We start from the raw sequence: 19,569 nt of genomic DNA on the forward strand, positions 1-19,569 counted from the left end.
ACTCAGCCGTTCTGACGCTGCCGGTATGAAGCTCAGTGTTACTCTTCTGCTTCGCGACGGGCCTCGCGGGTTGCTGCCAGGATTTGTGCCGGGTCTCCTGAGATATGCGTGTAAATAACGAATGTGCCGGAGTGGGTAACCCGCGTGTCCGGTGCAGCCCTGAGCGCCGCTCTGACCACACGTTCATGGTGAGAAGCCCGGAACACGCATGTTTTGATATGCAGCGTTGCCTCTGTACGTGAAGCGGTGTACTGAATTTTCATCACTCATTCTCCTGGATGTGAAAACTACGTTTAAACTCTGTCGATCACTGCAGCACCCAGTCCGGTCGGGGACCTTTCCCCAGATAACTGTCGAGAATGTCCAGTAATCGCGGGTAAAAGCTGAGTGCACGCTCCCCGTCCATTTTCTGAATTTCGTGGCGGGTAAATGAGCGCCATTTATCCGGCGCATGCACCTCGCAACCTGCTTTCAGCCAGAGCCCATGAGTAATCTGGATATCGTAGACATCGCCCAGAATTAACCAGGTTTTCGCCGGCAGACGTGTGGCGAATAAGAAAACGTTCAGCAGGTCTGTGTCGTACAGGCTGGCACCCCGAAGGTCAGCCTGACGGAGATCCGTAGATAAAAACTCTGCATTGTTAAGTGAGGCGTTGTTGAGTTTTGCCCGGAATAATGAGGCAGATGCCAGGTTGCACCTATCCATGACTGCGAACCTCAGGTTTGCGAATTTCATCTGTGCTCCCTCAAAGTTCGTCCTGAGGAAAAGGGCATGTTCAAGTTCTGCTCCTCTCAGATCAGCGTCAGCCAGACACTGACCGCTCAGGTTGAGACGTTTACCTTCGGCTCCCGCGCTTGAAAGCCAGCGTTTGTGCGCTTCAAGATGATGATGCAATTCTTTAGCGTCCATGGTCGTTCTCCTCTCTGCAGGCAGTGGCGGTGTATCCTGTAAAAAAATCCTGCTCAAATCTGCTTGTCATAATCTGCGTGGCTCAGCAGTTCCCAGCTCTGACCATTGTCTCTGGATAGCAGGCGCCACTGCGGGGTAACCCGCAGAGTCAGATAACCATCCCGATATGTTCGTCTGGCACGAATTAATCCGGCCCGCCAGTTATCTTCTGTACGCCTGGCACGATGCCTTATCCGGTCAGGCGCGTACGGTTTGGCCATCATGATGCCCTCATTTCGTTCAGGCAGGCTGCGGCCAGCCTCTTCACAAAGCGCCGGTTGATCACGCACGGGGAACTGATGAACTTCATACTTCGCCTTAACGAACTCAGGTTAAAAGTGAAACCGCTATGCCGTGTGTGGTTGCTCAAAGGGTGTCTCCTGCTGGCATAAAAAAACCGCCTCAGCGGGCGGCCTCATGAGATGAAATAAAACGGGGTTCAGTCATGCTGCTTATTTTCCTGAGGGGGTTCAGAACAGGCGCATACGGGCCTCAGATCAGGATATCGCTCAAAGATGCCCGCCAGATTTTCAGTAAGCATCCTGTCCAGAGCGCCCAGGACGCTTTGACGGTATAACGCGAGCTCCTCCCGGCTGACTTTGCCCTCCCTGTTCATGGCATCGATAATGTTTACTGACGTCGTGACATGTTTTGCTACTGTCAGCAGAGTGTCAGTGATGTGTTCCGCGGCTTCACGGTTTTGCATAAAGGACCTCCGAAAGGGATAAATGCCCTGCGGGCAGGGAACGGTTTACATGGCCCGCAGGGCTGGACGGTATTAATGAATAATGATGATGCGTGTATGGCGAACGAAATCCGCTAACTCAGTCCCCACGTTCTGCCACTGCGTCAGTGCCTGAAGCACTTCAGTCCGGGACCGGCAGTGACAGGCACTCAGATAGGCATGTAGGTGGATTAACGCCAGACGCTGCATTTCTTTGGATGACAGCGCGTCTGAGGGTCTGTTTTTTTGCATGATGTAATCCTTTAAAATGGCATTAAAAAACCCGCCGAAGCGGGCTGAGTCTGATTTGTCCGGAAGCACTCAAAGATGTATTAAAACCGCGAAACAGGCGGCTTCTGAGCATCTTCGGGCCTGTCAGTTAACCGCTTTGTCAGTCTTTAAAACGTTACTATCAGTCGCACTTTCGCCGGTGCCACAACCGCAGTATTGCGGAGCCAAATCAGGATTCAGCAATTATGGGGTCCAGCAGTTCGGTAAACAGGATTTCCAGGATCACATTGACCTTGTGCATGTGGGTACCGGCCTGTTCTCCTGTAACTTTGCCCTCCTTTTCATAACCGAACATCTGTTCAGCCGAAATGTTCAACAGGTGTGAGACGTTGTGAACAGTCTGACTGACACGTACTGCAGCTTCGCGATACAACATAATTACTCCTTAAAGAGATTTGCCTTTCAGGCAGAGAGGTAGGTAGTGAATGAGCCAGTAAGGCTGAGATGTTCAAACGAATGGTGAACATATTTGCGACAAAAAAAATCCCGCACGAGGCGGGAAAATTGCAGGCACTTGGTGTTGTATTTCTTTTTTGATTACGTTGTCAGTATGCCACTACTTTTCGTACTTTATGAAGTCAGGTCAGGCCTGACAGTGCATTTATAACGATACCGGACTTCATAATTCTGAACAAATCCATAAACCCTTTCGCGCGGCCACCTCGTTTAATGATGCAAATAGGGTTTGATGTGAATCAGCGATGAGTCCGGGTAAGCAGGGGAGATTTGTTTTTCACGGGCTTACTTTTCCCGAAGCACTGACGCCGGGCGTCGCGTATCAGGACTAACTCTCTGCACGTTACTGATTGATGATACCTGTTTATGTGCACCTGCGGGGCGAGTGGATCAAACCTGACACCACATACCGGGCACACGACACGGTGTTTCTTCATAAGAACCTCCATCAACAAAGGAAATGACACTGGGCAGTGCCATCTCATTTGCTGAGAGGAAGGTGGGTTTTGCCACTTCGGGGTCTCGCGCTCCTGCACTCCCCCCGCCCGACAGTATGCTGTGCCGTTCAGCTACTGATCTGATAATGAACTAAAAGTACGAGAAACGTCAATACTTAAAGTACAGGAAATTGGAACCTTTTCCTTTATCAGTTCATACCATTGATTTAAAGGTATTTTTAACTATTGGTATCGTACGGGAAGGAAGCGTCTTCAGCGGGATCCGGATCGACTAAACTCATTCTGCTCTCTACCACAACTCCTATAAACATACAGGTATCGTCAATTTCAATAGGTTTATAGTTGTTATTCAAGGGTTTAAGGTAACGCCTGTTTGTACCCTCATCAACAATGTACTGTTTAAAGGTCGCTTCTTTAGCGGCTTGAATTTTCGCAATGACAAAATGTCCGTTTTCAGCGGGGCAATAGGGATCAATCAGAATGTGACTCCCTTTGGGAACACACGTGCCTACAGATGAAGTCATAGAATCATCCTTAACGACCAACCAGAACGTATGTCCATGCTCCATAGCTGCTCCGGAATAAAAATATCGCAGCGTGTGAAAGTTTTCTTTTATACAAGCTTTCCAGTTATCTGCTTCCTTCCAACTAATTAAAGGGGATCTGTTTCTTATCAGAGTGTTGATTAACCTTTGTTCACGAGCGCTTGCCTCATCTCCATGTTGAAGCCATAGCGGATCAACATTTAAAGCTTTAGCAATGTTTTTCATCATTGCAGCTCGAGGAAGTGATTCCCCGGTCAACCATTTGCTGACAGCCTTCGATGAAACGCCCATACGCTGGGCAAGCATAACTCCCCGGCCATGTAGCGGGTAATTTGCGTTGTTGAGCGCTTCAGTGAGTCGCGCTGCGAATTCATGACGAATCGTTTCGGTATGTACCATGGGTACAATATGGACTGACTTGATAAAACTGTCAGTTCATTATAAGTTGAACCAAAAGTACTGATGAGGAGGATTTCATGTCTGTCATTAACCTTGCAATTAAGTCTGTTGGAGTTGTTGAAGTAGCAAAAGCCTGCGGGATCAGCCCACGAGCGGTCTACAAATGGTTGAAAAAAGGGTCACTTCCGAAAACAGAGTTTTATGGCCGAACACATTACGCATTGACCATTGAGAAGCTGTCTTTGGGAAAATTTGATGCCCAAAAAATTCTGGATGAAAGTCGGACATCCCTTCTTGAACGTTAAATCAGGAGGGCGTCACGCTGACGCCTTAGTCATTATCGTCTGCAAAGGAATTTAGACTGTGGAAGCCGCAAAGAAACGCAAACGAGAATCATCACCTCAGGGGCGACATCTTCACACACTGGCCCTGAAAGCTCTTTTTAAAACACGTCAGGCAGAAGTTGCCCGTCGTCTCAATGTTGCAGACTCAACTGTTCTGAGACGCACTGAAAAATATCCCGAAATTATGGAAACACTGGCCGCCAGTGGTATTGAGGATTTCGTGATGAAAGGGGAGATGAAAATACCTCAGGAGCAGTATCGCTGGCTGATGCAGGTCGCTATCCGGTTTGCAGAGAATGAACTGGAGCGAACCGGCAACGCGTCAGGCGATGTCGCAACTCCCTGACGAAAAACGAAATTTCTAAACATAGTTTGCAGGTGAATTTAAATGACAAAGCAAATTTCAAAACTCAAAAAAACTAAGGTTTATGATAAGTTTAAGGGCAAGTGCGCTTACTGCGGTAAGAAATTATCGCTTGAAACCATGCATATTGACCACGTTTGCCCTAAGAATTCAGGTGGTAGTAACCAAATTGAAAATCTTTTCCCTTCCTGTCCTGAATGTAATGCTTCAAAGGGAATTAAGTCATTGGATGATTTCAGACTCCATCTGATGCTATCAAATTCGAAATTTTTTGGGATTATTAATTATAAGCAATGGCAAGGACTTAACGAGCACAGCGTTTTTATTAATTTACCTGTCCACTTATTTTATTTCGAAAAGGAAATCTAAATGAGTCGCGCAGCAACAGAGTGGGCCTGGCGTCTAAATCTTAAAGCCTCACAAAAACTTCTTCTCCTTTCACTGGCTGATCGTGCCGACGAACATCACTGCTGCTATCCAAGCATTACAAGGTTGATGCACGACACCGGTCTCGATAAGAAAACAATCGGTAAGTGGATAAATGAGATGATTCAGCAGGGTCTTCTCATCGATACCGGTGAGCGTAAAGGCATCACAAAACGTGTGCGTGTACTGAAGCTAAATCTGCATTTTGAATTCACCCAAAAAGGGGATCGTTCCATTAAGGCGAATAAACCCAAAACTGGTAATGTTCCCAAAAACGGGAATATACCCAAAAACGGGTGTTTGAATGATCCCAAAAACGGGTTACTGAATCAGTCATTAGAACCTAAAAACAACACACACACAGCGCGAATCAATTTTGAATCTGTGGATAACTCTGCCACGGCTCCGCCTCCTGAGAGCAATGAGCCGCAGATGCAGACCGGGGAGGGAGGGAAAGCAGGTGCGTGCTTGTCCTCAGGACCTCCAGCGCCTGAGCTTAAAACCAGGTCCACTCAGGCGCGTCACAAAAATTCGGTTCTGCCAGATGCCATTGAGCGCGTTTCAACTCTGATCGCCCTGAAGGCCGGGGATGTGCAGCTGCATGAAGCCTCACCGGCTTGCCGGGACAAACTGGGGGCAGAGCACCGCTCTGAAAAATTCGTCATGTTCGAAGGCTGGCGGCCCTCGCCAGAACTGAGCCGCACTGCGCGAAAAATTGGCATAGAACTTTCAGGCCCTCCAGACCAGGCCGCACTTGCTGATTTTGTCACCTTCTGGGAGGCCGATGGAGGGGCTTACAACCAGATTCAGTGGGAAATGAAACTGGCTCGCTCCCTGAAAAACCAGCGACAGCGCGCGCCTAAACGTCATCGTCCCCGCCGGGACTTCATGGCTTCTTCAGGCATGGATTACACGATTCCGGAGGGATTCAGGGGGTAACGAATTAAACCAGTTCATCGACCGCCGGCTATCTGCATTGCGTTCTGTGGGGGCATTCTGAAGAGCCTGAATCATCATCAGGCCAGCGAGGTACTGGGTGACCGAATATGGACCGGCTCAGGATGGATCAAGGCACCCGAACGCGCGTCAGGAGAACGCCAATGCACGCCTCAAAAAATCAAATCGCGCCGAAGTTGCGTCCGGTTACAATGCCTGCTGACCAAACTGGGGAGCGGTGCAAACGCGCGGCAAGTCATCCTGCAGAAAAATTTGTGATGTTCGCGGGCTGGCGACGGTCGTCGGGCCTGCGCGGAACGGCAAGCAAAATCGGCATTGAGCTCTCAGGCCCTCCAGACCCGGCCAGGCTGCGGATTTTTTGACTTACTGGGAGGCTGATGGCGCGGCTTACAACCAGATTCAGTGGGAAATGAAACTGGCGCGCTCCCTGAAATACAAGCGACAGCGCGCGCCTTAACGTCATCGTCCGCGACGTGAACTCAAGGCCTCTTCTGGCATGGACTACACGATCCCAGAGGGATTCAGGGGCGGGTAAGGTATCGAACAGCATTGAATTAAGTCCTCTGTGAGCTTGATTAGGATGCTCGTTTAAAGATTGTGACGAGATTTAGATAGATTTGAGTGAGGTTGTGATTTTGATATAGAGTCATTGACATTTCTGTTAGCTACATATGAAGTGTTTATTGTCTATATGCAATCAGCAAAGTTGCATATGTTGTTAACGTGCTCTCAATGAATATCGTTTACCAAGATCCGCTTCATTGCTAAACTGAACATGGCATCTTGCCATATTTTTGCATCGAGATAGGATCAACAACGTGGCAAGTGCAGACCAACTTAAAGCGCTTATCAAATCGCACATAAGTCGCGATGATGGTCACTTTTATTCAGTGGCTATGCAGGTTGCTGCGCACGAAGCCAAGCAAGGTCATGGCCGTCTTGCGGAAGAACTCTTAAGCATGCTTGATAAAGGTAAGGCTAAGCTTGCCGCTGATAAGGGCGGAAAACTCGTCCCATTTTCTAATGCAGCAAAATCCCGCACTGAGCTGGGTAACCTGTTAAGCGTCAGTGAACCGAACAACTGCATCTCCGATATGGTGCTAAGTGATTCAGCTGAAACGCAACTAAATCGACTCGTACGTGAACAGCGCATGATGACGCGCATACGTGAACATGGTCTTTCACCCCGCCGTAAAGTTTTACTTGTGGGTCCCCCCGGTACTGGAAAAACCTTAACCGCTTCCGCTCTTGCGGGCGAGCTAGCTGTACCGCTTTTCCAGGTACGATTTGACGCTTTAATCACCAAATTTATGGGTGAGACAGCAGCAAAGCTTCGTCAGGTTTTTGATGCGATGGCTGATATACGTGGTGTCTATTTCTTCGATGAATTTGATGCTATTGGCTCACAGCGTGGCCTAGCCAACGACGTCGGTGAAATTCGGCGCGTGCTTAACAGTTTCCTGCAGATGATTGAGCAGGACAATTCTAACAGTGTTATTGTTGCTGCGACGAACCATCCTGAAATTCTTGATTATGCTTTATTTCGGCGTTTTGATGACGTTATTGAATATCATCTACCTACGCCAGAACAAGCGATTGAGTTATTGCGCGCTCGTCTAGGATCTTTTATCCCTAAACCTTTTAGAAAAAGCGGGCTGGATACATTACTTATTGGACTCAGCTACGCTGAAATTTGCCGTGCGGCCGATGAGTCAATGAAAGAGGCGCTGATGAGTGATAAACAGAGTGTGGATCTTGCGCTGCTCAAACGTGCACTGGAAGAACGTCATCAGGTCAGCCTGACGCTGTCAAATAATGGAAAATACAAAGCAAATCATGACGGAACCAGCCGCTAATCGACAGCGCCACATTATTCTTCCCAACACATCTAATCAAGAACCCTTCACTACACCGCCAATGGGGGGGATTTCATCGCCTCTCGTTCCTGAAAGAGAACGCCATCAGCACGGCAACATGCTGATGGGCCATTTGCAGCAAATAAAGTCTTTCGCAACTCAGGCGAAAACAATTCAAAATGCCGCAGGACTTCAGAGTGGTGTTGGTATCCAAGTTGAGTTTGTTGGTCAACCTGACGTTGCGTTAGCATTTGAAAGCCTAAGTTCAGAAAAGGGCCGCGATCAAGCGAAGCGTATCGAGCTTTTGAGCCTGCATATAAATGAAAATATAACTTCAGCGAATGTATTCATTCCCGATGGGAAAATCGTTCATTTTGAAAACTACCTAAATGATTATCTGACCAATAGGCGTCGGGCCGATAATGTTTCTCTAGATAGAAGAGCATTGATAAATACGTTATCAGCGATCCGACTCTCAACTATTCAATCTCTCTGGACAGACAAGCCTAATCTTTTACCGGAGGATGTCGAAGAGGCGTTCTGGTGGGAAGTATGGTTACCAGTACGCGGAAACCGTGCGGCGGTTCTTGCCGATTTTCATAACGTAGTTATCGCATGCCAGTGCAGTGCTAGTGAGCATACAGTTGAATTTCCAGAGCGGACAGTAACGTGGATGTACGGTTCTCAGCATGCTTTCTCACAATCGGCGCTTCTTCTTAACTGTGTGGCTGAACTTCGCCGGGCAAAAGATACCGCGGAGTTCTTTACTGGATCCACGCTAACCGAGCAGCACCTCTGGGCTGATGACGCGCTGGCACGTATTGAGTTGCCAGAATATCCGGATGTACCCTATGTATGTTTGCTTGATTCTGGACTCAACCGTGCACATCCACTGCTCTCGCAGCTGGTCCATGAAAATGATGTTCATACGGTAAATGAAGCATGGGGGACAGACGATCGCGATAATCATGGTACTGGACTTGCCGGTATTGCCTTATATGGCGATATGTTCCATGCATTGACTGAACACGAAACACTCGCCATTACTCATCGACTAGAGTCTGTCAAACTCGCGAGCATGCAGGGAAATGACGGCATTGGTGGCGCGCATGAGCACGCCTATCTCTTCAGCGAAGCAGTTACACGCCCTGAAATTCTTAGTAATCGGCGCAGGGTATTCAGCTCCGCTGTTACAGCCACGGACTATCGTGATTTTGGCCGTCCTTCTGCATGGTCTGCAATGGTCGACTCGCTAGCTGCAGATTCTGGATCTGAGCAGCCTTTTCCACGTCTTTTCGTTCTTTCAGCAGGCAACATTTTTGATCGCGGTCATTGGCTGACTTATCCTTCCAGCCTTTCGGTCAACCAAATCCATGACCCTGGGCAAGCGTGGAATGCACTCACGGTTGGAGCCTGCACCTATAAATGCACAATCGATGAAGCTGATTTTCAACCGCTAGCCCCGATAGGCGGACTAAGTCCCTTCACCTCAACTTCTACTATGTGGGAAAGTGTATGGCCCATGAAACCGGACGTAGTCTTTGAAGGCGGCAACGCTGCATCAAATGGTGAATTCGCAGATAATTTTGCATGCTTAGAGTTATTGACAACCAATGCTTTCCATCATCGCCGCCTTTTCGCAACCACCAACGCAACAAGTGCGGCATCTGCGCTGGCAGCAAGAATGGCAGCACAACTGATGGCGCAGTTTCCGAACCTACGACCAGAAACTATACGTGGGCTGATAACACATTCAGCTAGATGGACTGACCAGATGATTAAGATGTACCCACCTGTCAATCAGGCAGGGTATGCTAAATTAATCCGGCACTGTGGATGGGGTGTCCCCGATCTTGAACTCGCAATCTGGAGCAAAAATAACAGTCTCGCGTTGATTGAGGAGAGCAAACTATTCCCTTATCACCGTACGTCTAAAGGGATTAGAACTCGGGAGATGAATCTGCATGCACTGCCTTGGCCACAGGATGAGCTATTGGCTTTGCAGGACATGCCGGTGGAAATGCGCGTAACATTGTCGTATTTCATTGAGCCAAATCCATCAGCACGAGGTTCAGCTTCCAAATTCTACTACCCATCGCACCGTCTTCGTTTTGCTATGAAGCGTCCAACCGAGCAGTTAGATGAATTTAGAATGCGCATTAATGCAGCGGCTGAGACCGAAGACGGTATTTCCGCCGTCTCTGGAAGCGATAGCAACTGGCAACTTGGCTCACGTTACCGTCATAAAGGCTCTTTGCATCAGGATATCTGGCGCGGCACTGCGGCTGAACTAGCTAACTGTGGCTATTTAGCTGTTCTACCGGGACAGGGATGGTGGAAAACTCGTCAAGCGCTGGAACGATATAATTCTGAGGCCCGCTATAGTATTATCGTCTCTATTCATACACCTAATACTCATATAGATCTGCTGACACCGACCCGAGTCAAGGCAGAGGCGTTAGTAGAGAACAATATTGAGATAACATCTTAATTTGCAGTATTTACATGCGTGTTCTTAGTGAGTGTGGCTCAAATTATTTTATTTTTATCCTTGGTTTCATCTATTAAGAAGAAGCAAGCGCTCTTACCATTTTTTTTTAAAATGGCGACGCTAGGCTGCTTACGCCCACTAAAAAAAGACTGAGTCAGATCCTTAGGCTATGCAGTAGGGTGAGATCTGAAACTGGCATGTTGAGTTCAAAAATGGCGTAAGAAGCCTGCCCATAACCGCATCGTAGAACGACGAGTCTGCACGATGGTGGGTAATGTGGATTATACGGTTCTGCCTAACTATTTATTGAAAAGGAATTGCTATGAATACAGGATTAAAATTCAGCGAAATCAGTAAAGAACAATTTGATATTTACTTTTATGGTCGCTCACCTTATCTTAAGACATTCTCTGAGGAAATACGCTGGTTTAAATGCGAAAAAGATGGGGTGACATTATTATCTACGATGATTAAATGCAATATTGATAAGGATTTCAATGCAATAGTATTGGGTAGAGATTTAGATAAAAAGTTCAGAGCAATAAACGTCTTAGCTTCATTTGATTCAATGGATACCTTGCTTGATGATTTGAACGATTGTGTACCAAAAATGCTGGCTCAGCACCAGAACGGTACATTCATGCAAGGTGACGAATCAACCAAACCTTTTTCATTATTTTTGAGTAAAGTTCCAGAGAAAAAAAGAAACATTTATATTAAAATGCTCCTCGAAGATCCTCTTCATTATCCTGCTTATATTGTGCTTGAGGAACTAGCTTACTGGTTCAAAGATCCTGATGGAATTTTTATCAGAGATTTTCATAGCGACGCATTTAATTCAAGGCTATTTGAATTGTATTTGAATGCTGTATTTTACGAACTCGACTTTGAAATGAATAGAGAATATAACCAACCAGACTTTCTACTATCTAAATTTGGTGTGGAAATTGCTGTAGAAGCTGTAAGCATTGCGGAAGAAGAAGCCCCTCTTGAAAGGAAAATCATTAATAATGAGCAGATGAATGAATTAAGAAAACATGTTTTAAAAGTCATGCCTTTTAAGTTTGCAAGAAGTTTGTTAAAAAAAGTTAGGCATTGCCCTGAGCCAGAGAAACTTCATTACTGGCAACTTAGCCATACAAAAAACAAACCATTTATAATAGCAATGCAGGATTATTCTAAAAGAATGTCTATGGCCTTCTCAAGCCAAGCTTTGCATAGCTATTTGTACGGGATTGACATTGAGTCAGGCATTTCTATTGAAAGACATGCAGACGAAAATAGAAGTATCAAATCGAATTTTTTTGGCTCAGAACAGAATAATTATGTTTCAGCCGTTTTACTTACTACTCAAGCAACTATACCTAAGTTCAACCGGATGGGAATTCTTGCAGGTGTGGAGGCGAGTGGATTCAAGATGTACGTCAGTGGTGTTAAAACGGATCAGGATGCAGTCCCACATCCATTTTCAGCCGATGTAAGTGACCCTGAATATCAAGAACCATGGTGCACAGCCATATACATGTACCATAATCCAAACGCTATACACCCTGTAGACTATAAATTATTCCCAAATGTAGTTCATGTATTTCAAAAGGACGAGCGCTTTGAGGAGTTCATTCCTATAAATTACATTCTCCAATCGACTACTATGATATGTAAGACGGAATAAGTTGTGGCACTACTCATAAATAATAAGTGACTAATCCGGTCTTTTCCGCTTTAGTCACATAGTATCAAAGCCATTCACATCAAACCCAAACCTATATATACCTCCCATAGCCGATGAGCTAACGCAGAGGATTGAATTTTGATGCGCTGGCTTTTCGTGCGTATGACCCTATTTCTTCATTGAAGAGTGTAAGTATCCCTGCAAAAGAACCATCAGCATTTGGAGAGTTTATTGCACACTGGCGACCGCTTTAGGCACTTAACGGACATTGTTCAGGCCAATACCCGCTTTGAGCGAGAAGGGGGAAGTTTACGGTCGGTATCTCTCCTAAAATAAATGTCAATGCCATATGTAATTCAAATTTTAGCTGTAAACATCCAAAGATGTGCTGTTCAATATATCAGGTTATATCTATTATTGACGGAATATATAGCTTTTTTCTTTCATTGATACTACCAGTGAATCACCTTTGTTATTAAATTCCATGCCGTATATGGAGAATGGTTCAATATTAAGATTGATTGTATTAATGATTTTAAAATAGGATGTATCGTAAAATATTACAGAGCTTTCTGAAGTTGAAATGGCGAGGTATTTTGAGTCTGGAGAAAATCTTACACAATGTATGTGGTTGCTATGACTCTCATCTGTAGACTCAAAAAAATGGTTCTTCGCGATGTTTTCATTTGTATTGAAAATGTTTGCAACTTCATAGTTTTCAGCGTTCCATAAAATGCATTTACCGCCTTCATGTCCTGTTGCTATAAACTTTCCGTCACTTGAAAAGGATATCGAATATGTGTAAGAGAAAAGATCTCTATCAGTGTTAATAAATAGATATGTATTGTCCTCTAAGTTTTTAACACAAAAAATACTATTGCTCCCTCCGAATGCTAATATGTTACGATTAACTGTTTGGCAAGACATGCTCATTATTGTTAATTCATTACAAATAAATCCAACCATATCCTCATCAGTATAAACCTGTCTTATAACCTCTTCTTTAATATCAAGAGCACCCATAATGCCAGAATTAATATCAAGTGTATGTATGATATGACTGTTTCCAGCAAAAAATGTAACATTATAGTCGTTGATTAGCGTTGTAAATAACGAGTGGTTAATCTTAACTTCGTTGACCTTATTAAAGTCAGTATCAAAAAGATAGAAAATATCACTGTCAGTTACCAGAACTAGATAGTTATGGTTGAAGTCAATAGATTCAATTGTACTAAAATATCTATCAAATTTGAGAGTTTTACTTTTTGCTGCTGAGCTTGATGCACCGAAAATACTTAAATTTTTTGATTTACCAGCCACAATGAAAATATCATCAAAGTATTTCATTGCATACGTTTGAGAGGCTGAGTTTTGTATTATTCGTGCTAAATTAATCGGGGGTTTTATGTTATCAAAAGAAAATAGTTTGCTTTCCAGCAAAGAACTATACTCCCACGGTATTTGTGAGAAATTTGTTTTTAAAATAACTCCCTCTCTCGTTTTAGAGAATATGGAACTTAAGGTTTGATTATAATTCTTTATATTTTCAGCTAACAATTTAGTATATAAGCTATTACCATTTCGCCCGTCTTTTGCAGTGTTTCCTGATGACGTCGAATATGCTATTAATACATTGTTGTTTGCTTTTAAATTTTGTGCGGGTGGGGCTTCAAATAAACCTGGGTTGTTCCTGCATGCATCAATTATGATCAACTTGAGGCCGCTTTTATTTTTATCGAAAAGAAGATTTTGAATGCTGTCAAGTGAAATGGAATTTGTCACATCTAATAATCTAAAATCAACAGAAAGTAGGTAGTTAATATCACGAAATTCTACGCCATGTCCTGCAAAGTAAAAAACAACATCATCACCTTCGTTGATGGTATTACAAAAAGAAAGAAAATAAGAGGACATGTCTGAGTTGATCAAATTATAATGAGTCTGTACTTGAAATCCTTTAAAGCCTAATACTTCACTCATCAAACTTGCATCATTAATTGGATTGCTGAGTTTGTCTGCTGGATAATCGTATTCTCCATTTCCTATAATTAATGCTTTTCTCATTCTATATCCTTTTATTTAGGTTTTGTGCTCCTTAATAATATCAAGAGGGAGCAATTAGCAAGCTGCTTTCATATCAGTATTTATGAATGCAATCAATGTACCTCATAGTGTTCACTAGTGCATACCTCAACACTCAGTAAATTTGCTGTTAAAATAAGAATGGAGACCATTTATCAAGTAGGTTGCAATAATCATTATCTCCTTCTATCTGCATCCTTGATGATATATCTTTCATCTCGTCACGGCCTTTTAGTAATGCTGGTGGAGATGTATATTCATTGATGTTAAATTCAAGATCAAGAGGTAGTTTTTGCGAGTTTGGTGCTAAAAAAATATTATTGAGTTGGATTATTGCTTTTCTTTTTTCTTTTTCAGGTAGAGGCTTTAATGTTGGCATTAGACTGTTGATATATGCATCGTTATCATTAAGGATGTTCTTGGAAGAAATTATCAGTTTAGAGTTTTTTGTTTTGATATAAGATGGAGTAATTTTGATGTTTAATTTTTTTATGACTTTTGTTAGCCGAGATATGTGTTTTTGGGATTGTTGAGAACGATAATACTCACCCTTTTCTACGCCAAAATTTGCGTAATAAAGGTTTTCTTCTGATGCAAGCATATAATTTGAATTGGTGATTTGACTGACTTTAATTATTTTGCCGATTTTTTTCGTTTCTTTAACAATATCAGCCAAATCAAGTTGAGCGCTATCATGGATAATCAGTAGCTTATTTAGGCTTTCAAATATAATTATTGAGCATGTTTCAAACTCTTCAGTATAAACGCCTTTTACGCAATCATTTTTAATGAATGTCGCTGCCGAGTCTTGAAGTATTTCAATTATCAAAATGCATTCCTTGTTGTTATTTATTATTGCGAGCTGGTTGTATTTTATCAAATTGATTAATAAAAACAATCTATGCTTTTCAGTTATACCTTCATCAATGTACATGAGATGAAGAGATGTAGGCGAATTTCCGCTTTGGCACAAAGCGGCCTGACCGTGCGCAAGGCGCTTTCTGAGCAAACTGAAATTCTCATTTTTTACTAAGCAGGTTAAAGCTTGTGAACCCGGCCATGCATCAGTCAGCAGGGAGCAGGTCAGCAGAACTGATTTATCATCGAGATTAACATCGGTTTTAGGTTGCTCAACTCTTCCAGGTGGGCTCGTGAGAGCGACTCAAGCAGTTGCTCCGCTTCCTCCGTTAATCGCAAAAAGGTTTTGCGCTGGTCGGTTTTATCCTGCTCGCGTATTACCAGCCCTGCCTCTTCTAAGCGGCTCAGTAAGCCCGAAGCACTATGCGGTTTTAACATCAGACGTTCTGCTACATAACCCACTGTGGCGTTGCCTGTAGCTGTCCCGCGTATTGTCAGCAGGGCCTGATGCTGCTGCGGCGTCAACCCCATGCTACGTGCCTTCGCTTCACTGAAAGCCGTAAAGGCACGTAATGTGGCGCGGAAATTCGCGAGAAGGGCGTAATCGACATCTTTCATCTTCGCTTGTGACATGTTGAAAACCTTCCTTCATTGAATTTGTATCGTATTGCGATGTAAATTGCGTGTTTTAACATTGTAAAGCGGAGCAATTTGATGCGAGACACGTTATCCGATTCCCCACATCGCCCTAAACTTTCTGACCACTCTGTAACAAAGCGCGTGATTATACTCGCGCTGATGGGCCTTCTCATAGGATCGGGTGGCGCGTTCGGTGCAATTGTGCTGATGCATCTGATCGCCCTGATGACCAATCTGTTCTGGTACCATCAGTTTTCATTTACTGAGCACCTGATGCCGGGTAACGCTGACGCGGTACACATTGTTGCGGCTCCCGTGCTGGGCAGCCTGATTATTGGTGTTATGGCGCGTTTTGGTTCGGAAAAAATTCGCGGTCACGGCATACCGGAAGCCATTGAGGCCATTCTCTACAGCGAAAGCCGGATGTCACCCAAAGTGGCAGTGCTCAAACCGCTCTCATCGGCCGTGTCGATTGGCAGTGGCGGCCCGTTTGGGGCAGAAGGGCCGATCATCATGACCGGCGGTGCAATCGGTTCTTTGTTTGCTCAGTTATTTCATCTTAGCGCAGCCGAACGTAAAACCCTGCTTGTGGCAGGCGCGGCGGCGGGCATGACCGCTATCTTTAACGCGCCGCTCGCGGCGGTAATGCTGGCACTTGAGGTTCTTTTATTCGAGTGGAAGCCACGCAGTTTTATTCCCGTGGTCAGTGCAGTATTAGTGTCCTGGTGCTGGCGCAATGCGCTGATTGGCACGGGTGCCATATTCCCTTTACAGACGGAATTTCATCTGCAGCCAATGCAACTTTTTGCGGCGATCGGTATTGGCGCTCTGACGGGCGTGGTCGCCGTGGCATTATCAAAAAGCCTGTACCGGCTGGAAGAGTGGTTTCATCAGCTACCAGTCCACTGGATGTGGTGGCCCGCGCTGGGGTCAGTCATTGTAGGCGTAGGGGGCATCATTCAGCCACGGGTGCTGGGCGCAGGGTATGCCAGTATACAAAACCTGTTAGATGGTTCGCTTGCAGTCAACATCATCATTTCACTGCTGCTGGTAAAAAGTATCGTCTGGCTGGTAGCTCTTGGGTCGGGCACCTCTGGCGGGGTGGTGGCACCGCTGCTGATCATTGGTGGCGCAATCGGTGCAGTGGCGGCACATCTGCTGCCCGGCTACGGTGGCATGCTGGTGATGGCAGGCATGTCCGGGATTCTCAGCGGTGCTATGCGTGCACCGTTGACAGGAACGCTCTTTGCTGTGGAAGTGACAGGCCGTTTTGAGCTGATGCCTGTGGCATTAGGTGCAGCCGTGGCGTCTTATGCGCTGAGCGTATTAATGATGCCACGCTCAATCTTTACCGAACGTCTGGCGCGCCGGGGGCACCATATTGTGCAGGAGTTTGCCACCGACACGCTGGAAACCACTAAAGCACAACAAATTATGACCGCCGCGCCCGCGACTTTACCCGATTCTATGCCATTGCATCAGGTGATTGCTTTGATGAGCGATTTGCACGCGCATCATCATTATCCGGTAGTGAATGCGCAGGGCCAGTTTATTGCGGTGGTTTCGCGCAAAGAGATGATTCATTGGCAGTTGCAACAGCATGCCAGCGACATGACTTTGCAGGAGTTAATTGGCGAGGAACCTCAAATCAGCGCTCATGCTGATACCTTATGCAGTGACATCGCAGACCATCTCTTCAATGAAGAAACGGGTATGGTGGTGGTAACTGAGGCCGGGTCAGGGCAGGTAAAAGGGGTAATTACGCGGCATGACATTTTCCGTGTGCGTTATCTGTCAAAAAAGGCAGAAAGTCACAAGATGAAATATCTGCGATTACGCAAATCAGAGTAACTGTACTTTATCTAACTGTTTCATGTTTCCCCGGCTGAGTGCTGGGGGAATATGGTAACGTCTGAGGGGTCTCTGCAGCTGGCTTACAGTCTGCTATGAGCGAAAAGCTTACCTTAAGTATGATTGTTCTAAAAAAGCCAACCCGCACGTCAGCGGGCTTAAGGCCATTATTTTTTTAACATGTATATGCAGGAACTGACGGGTTCCCCATAGTCCATAGTAACTTTGTCGGGGACGTGCTCATAATAACTACCTTCAGATTCGTCAAGTACATTCCAGTTTCATTGACAATCGCAGAGGTTAGATTGAGATGAACATAACAAAGCGCCAATGTACCTGCTGCCAGCCTGCATTCACGCAAATTTCTTTCATATCCGGAATGCCGACTATAGGACATTTTCACGGGCATCATCGTATCTGTGCACTTTTTTATTTTACTTCATGTACCGCGTTGTTGTGATTGACCTGATATTCTGATCCGTTTGCTCAGCGTAAATCGATCCTGAAGACCAATCCCTGTGGGATTCCCGTAACTTGTTTCCAAACAGTAAGTTATTGCAAGTTCTGCTGTAAAACTCATCTGAGTAAACTCTGAAAATTATCGCTTAAATTTCATTTAAGCGACTGAATATTAACATTAATTTAAGTTAAGGCCGGTTTAGGCCTTACTAACTTCTTTACATACATTATTTTTAATTTCAATCTGTGTCTCAACATTACAATATGTTTTCATCTTTTATGGAAACCCTGTTATTAAAGAGACCTTATGACGGGTAAAAAGCGTTTTTTCGATATTTTTGTTGCCTCCTTCTGCCTTTTACTTCTTATGCCAGTAATGCTGGTCACCGGACTGATTTTGTTCCTGACAGGAATGAACCCCTTGTTCCGTCATCACAGAATGGGCCAGAACGGACAAGTATTTCATTGCATCAAATTTACATCAATGCTGCCAATGGATAAGGTTCCCGAAAGTGAACAGCTGCGTATCCGTCATGAGCTGCAGCTTTATAGCGTGGTAAAAAATGACCCTCGAGTAACCCGTTTTGGTGCTTTCATCCGTAAAACCAGCATTGATGAGTTACCGCAGTTTATTAATGTACTTTTGGGCGACATGTCCGTTATCGGTCCACGGCCCATCGCCGCCTACGAAAAAGATAAGTACGGCCGTAGCTATCGCCACTACTGCTCGGTAAAGCCCGGGATCACCGGCCTCTGGCAGGTATCAGGACGTGACGATCTGCCTTATCAGCGCCGTGTTGCAATAGATCGCTATTACAGCCGTCGTCGTAAAGCACGCATGGACATGTTCATTTTCGTGAAGACCTTTAGCGTGGTTGCGGGCATGAAGGGGGTTAACTGAGCATGGACAAACTTTTTTCCTGCCAGCGCTGGCTCATCATCAGTCCCCATGCCGATGATGCCGAGCTTGGACTGGGTGGCAGTATTGCCCGGGCAACCGAGGCTGGTATTGAGGTCCATATTGCCGTGGTGGTACTCAAAGGTGAAAACCACCTGCGCGGTAAATGCTATGTTTCCGCCTCTCAGCGTCATCAGGAGCTTGCCGCAGCTATGGAGAGTGCAGGGGCACAGTATTCAGTTCTGAATTTTGTCAGGGAAGGGGAAACCTTCGATCTTGCCTCATCCAGTCAGTCTGTGTGCATAAGCCAGCTGGATAAGCTGATAGATGAGATAAAGCCCGAGCTGATAATGATGCCGGTTCCATCTTTTCATCAGGAGCACCAGTGGGTTTACCAATGCTGCGTGGCCGCCACCCGTCCGACAAAGCCTGGCAATCCGCTACGGCTGATAGCTGCTTATGAATATCCACCGGCAGGCTGGGGACATTCCTCTTCCTGGGACAGTTCGCGCGGTGCGATTTATATCAACATTAGCCGTCATCTCTCCGCAAAAATTTCCATGCTGCAACAGCACCAGTCGCAGATGTCCGCGGCTGATAATGCCCTGATATCGATTGACGGAGTTAAAAGGCTGGCTTCATTCCGCGGCCTCGAGGCCGGTTATGATTATGCAGAGATGATTTACCTCATGCGTGGCCGGATTGATTAGCATCAGGCCTGGTAGGAACCTGTGCTTCAGGCCGGATTAACGAGCTTTGAGGACCGTCAAAATCCGTTAAAGGACTCTGTTGCCAGGAGTCAGCGGCTGATACGTTCAGGTTATCACTCAGTCAGGTGGTACGCAGAAGT

18 protein-coding genes and 1 pseudogene are annotated in these 19,569 nt (G+C 45.4%); 11 read left to right on the plus strand and 8 right to left on the minus strand.

The window, feature by feature from the left end:
- Positions 1 to 38: 38 nt before the first annotated feature.
- The 5 genes from HFD97_RS08815 to HFD97_RS08835 form a co-directional block, all read right to left on the minus strand.
- The gene (locus HFD97_RS08815) at positions 39 to 263 is read right to left on the minus strand and encodes a hypothetical protein (protein ID WP_167431829.1); all 225 of its coding nucleotides are present in this window, start codon (positions 261 to 263) and stop codon (positions 39 to 41) included.
- Positions 264 to 307: 44 nt separating this feature from the next.
- Entirely contained in the window at positions 308 to 910 is a 603-nt protein-coding gene (locus HFD97_RS08820; protein WP_167431830.1) for a pentapeptide repeat-containing protein, read from the minus strand.
- A gap of 478 nt (positions 911 to 1,388) precedes the next feature.
- Positions 1,389 to 1,655, minus strand: a complete 267-nt coding sequence (locus tag HFD97_RS08825) for a hypothetical protein (RefSeq protein ID WP_167431831.1) — start codon at positions 1,653 to 1,655, stop codon at positions 1,389 to 1,391.
- Between the two features lie 478 nt (positions 1,656 to 2,133).
- Positions 2,134 to 2,340 (minus strand): hypothetical protein, encoded by a 207-nt coding sequence (locus HFD97_RS08830; RefSeq protein WP_167431832.1) that lies wholly within the window; start codon positions 2,338 to 2,340, stop codon positions 2,134 to 2,136.
- Between the two features lie 756 nt (positions 2,341 to 3,096).
- Complete coding sequence (locus HFD97_RS08835) at positions 3,097 to 3,822, minus strand: LexA family transcriptional regulator (RefSeq protein WP_167431833.1); 726 nt, start codon at positions 3,820 to 3,822, stop codon at positions 3,097 to 3,099.
- A 77-nt stretch (positions 3,823 to 3,899) separates the two neighbouring features.
- On the opposite strand from HFD97_RS08835, the gene HFD97_RS08840 reads away from it, so the two are divergent.
- The 8 genes and pseudogenes from HFD97_RS08840 (at position 3,900) to HFD97_RS08875 (ending at position 11,932) form a co-directional block, all read left to right on the plus strand.
- Complete coding sequence (locus tag HFD97_RS08840) at positions 3,900 to 4,127, plus strand: helix-turn-helix domain-containing protein (protein WP_167431834.1); 228 nt, start codon at positions 3,900 to 3,902, stop codon at positions 4,125 to 4,127.
- A gap of 58 nt (positions 4,128 to 4,185) precedes the next feature.
- Positions 4,186 to 4,512 carry a hypothetical protein gene (locus tag HFD97_RS08845; protein ID WP_167431835.1) on the plus strand — a complete coding sequence of 109 codons (327 nt, stop codon included), beginning with the start codon at positions 4,186 to 4,188 and terminating at the stop codon, positions 4,510 to 4,512.
- A gap of 42 nt (positions 4,513 to 4,554) precedes the next feature.
- Entirely contained in the window at positions 4,555 to 4,899 is a 345-nt protein-coding gene (locus HFD97_RS08850) for an HNH endonuclease (RefSeq protein ID WP_167431836.1), read from the plus strand.
- Positions 4,900 to 5,895, plus strand: a complete 996-nt coding sequence (locus HFD97_RS08855; protein WP_167431837.1) for a helix-turn-helix domain-containing protein — start codon at positions 4,900 to 4,902, stop codon at positions 5,893 to 5,895.
- Between the two features lie 373 nt (positions 5,896 to 6,268).
- A pseudogene (locus HFD97_RS22480) lies at positions 6,269 to 6,370 on the plus strand (DnaT-like ssDNA-binding domain-containing protein); the annotation flags it as partial.
- A gap of 361 nt (positions 6,371 to 6,731) precedes the next feature.
- Positions 6,732 to 7,769 carry an AAA family ATPase gene (locus HFD97_RS08865; protein WP_167431839.1) on the plus strand — a complete coding sequence of 346 codons (1,038 nt, stop codon included), beginning with the start codon at positions 6,732 to 6,734 and terminating at the stop codon, positions 7,767 to 7,769.
- Positions 7,729 to 10,260, plus strand: coding sequence for a S8 family peptidase (locus HFD97_RS08870; protein ID WP_244319773.1), 2,532 nt, complete (start codon positions 7,729 to 7,731; stop codon positions 10,258 to 10,260). Before HFD97_RS08865 ends, HFD97_RS08870 begins: the two co-directional genes overlap by 41 nt.
- A gap of 322 nt (positions 10,261 to 10,582) precedes the next feature.
- Positions 10,583 to 11,932, plus strand: a complete 1,350-nt coding sequence (locus HFD97_RS08875; protein ID WP_167431840.1) for a hypothetical protein — start codon at positions 10,583 to 10,585, stop codon at positions 11,930 to 11,932.
- A 414-nt stretch (positions 11,933 to 12,346) separates the two neighbouring features.
- Here HFD97_RS08875 and HFD97_RS08880 read toward each other — a convergent pair whose 3' ends face one another.
- The 3 genes from HFD97_RS08880 to HFD97_RS08890 form a co-directional block, all read right to left on the minus strand.
- Entirely contained in the window at positions 12,347 to 13,996 is a 1,650-nt protein-coding gene (locus tag HFD97_RS08880) for a caspase family protein (protein WP_167431841.1), read from the minus strand.
- Positions 13,997 to 14,144: 148 nt separating this feature from the next.
- Positions 14,145 to 14,843 carry a hypothetical protein gene (locus HFD97_RS08885; RefSeq protein ID WP_167431842.1) on the minus strand — a complete coding sequence of 233 codons (699 nt, stop codon included), beginning with the start codon at positions 14,841 to 14,843 and terminating at the stop codon, positions 14,145 to 14,147.
- A 254-nt stretch (positions 14,844 to 15,097) separates the two neighbouring features.
- Complete coding sequence (locus HFD97_RS08890) at positions 15,098 to 15,505, minus strand: MarR family winged helix-turn-helix transcriptional regulator (protein ID WP_167431843.1); 408 nt, start codon at positions 15,503 to 15,505, stop codon at positions 15,098 to 15,100.
- 81 nt (positions 15,506 to 15,586) lie between these two features.
- On the opposite strand from HFD97_RS08890, the gene HFD97_RS08895 reads away from it, so the two are divergent.
- From HFD97_RS08895 to HFD97_RS08905, 3 genes are all read left to right on the plus strand, one after another.
- Positions 15,587 to 17,362, plus strand: coding sequence for a chloride channel protein (locus HFD97_RS08895; RefSeq protein WP_167431844.1), 1,776 nt, complete (start codon positions 15,587 to 15,589; stop codon positions 17,360 to 17,362).
- Positions 17,363 to 18,128: 766 nt separating this feature from the next.
- Positions 18,129 to 18,722, plus strand: coding sequence for a sugar transferase (locus HFD97_RS08900; protein WP_167431845.1), 594 nt, complete (start codon positions 18,129 to 18,131; stop codon positions 18,720 to 18,722).
- A 2-nt stretch (positions 18,723 to 18,724) separates the two neighbouring features.
- Complete coding sequence (locus HFD97_RS08905; protein ID WP_167431846.1) at positions 18,725 to 19,429, plus strand: PIG-L deacetylase family protein; 705 nt, start codon at positions 18,725 to 18,727, stop codon at positions 19,427 to 19,429.
- Positions 19,430 to 19,569 lie beyond the last annotated feature (140 nt).

The sequence above is a fragment of the Pantoea sp. EKM103V genome (assembly GCF_011800365.1).
In the GTDB taxonomy this organism is placed as follows: domain Bacteria; phylum Pseudomonadota; class Gammaproteobacteria; order Enterobacterales; family Enterobacteriaceae; genus Pantoea; species Pantoea anthophila.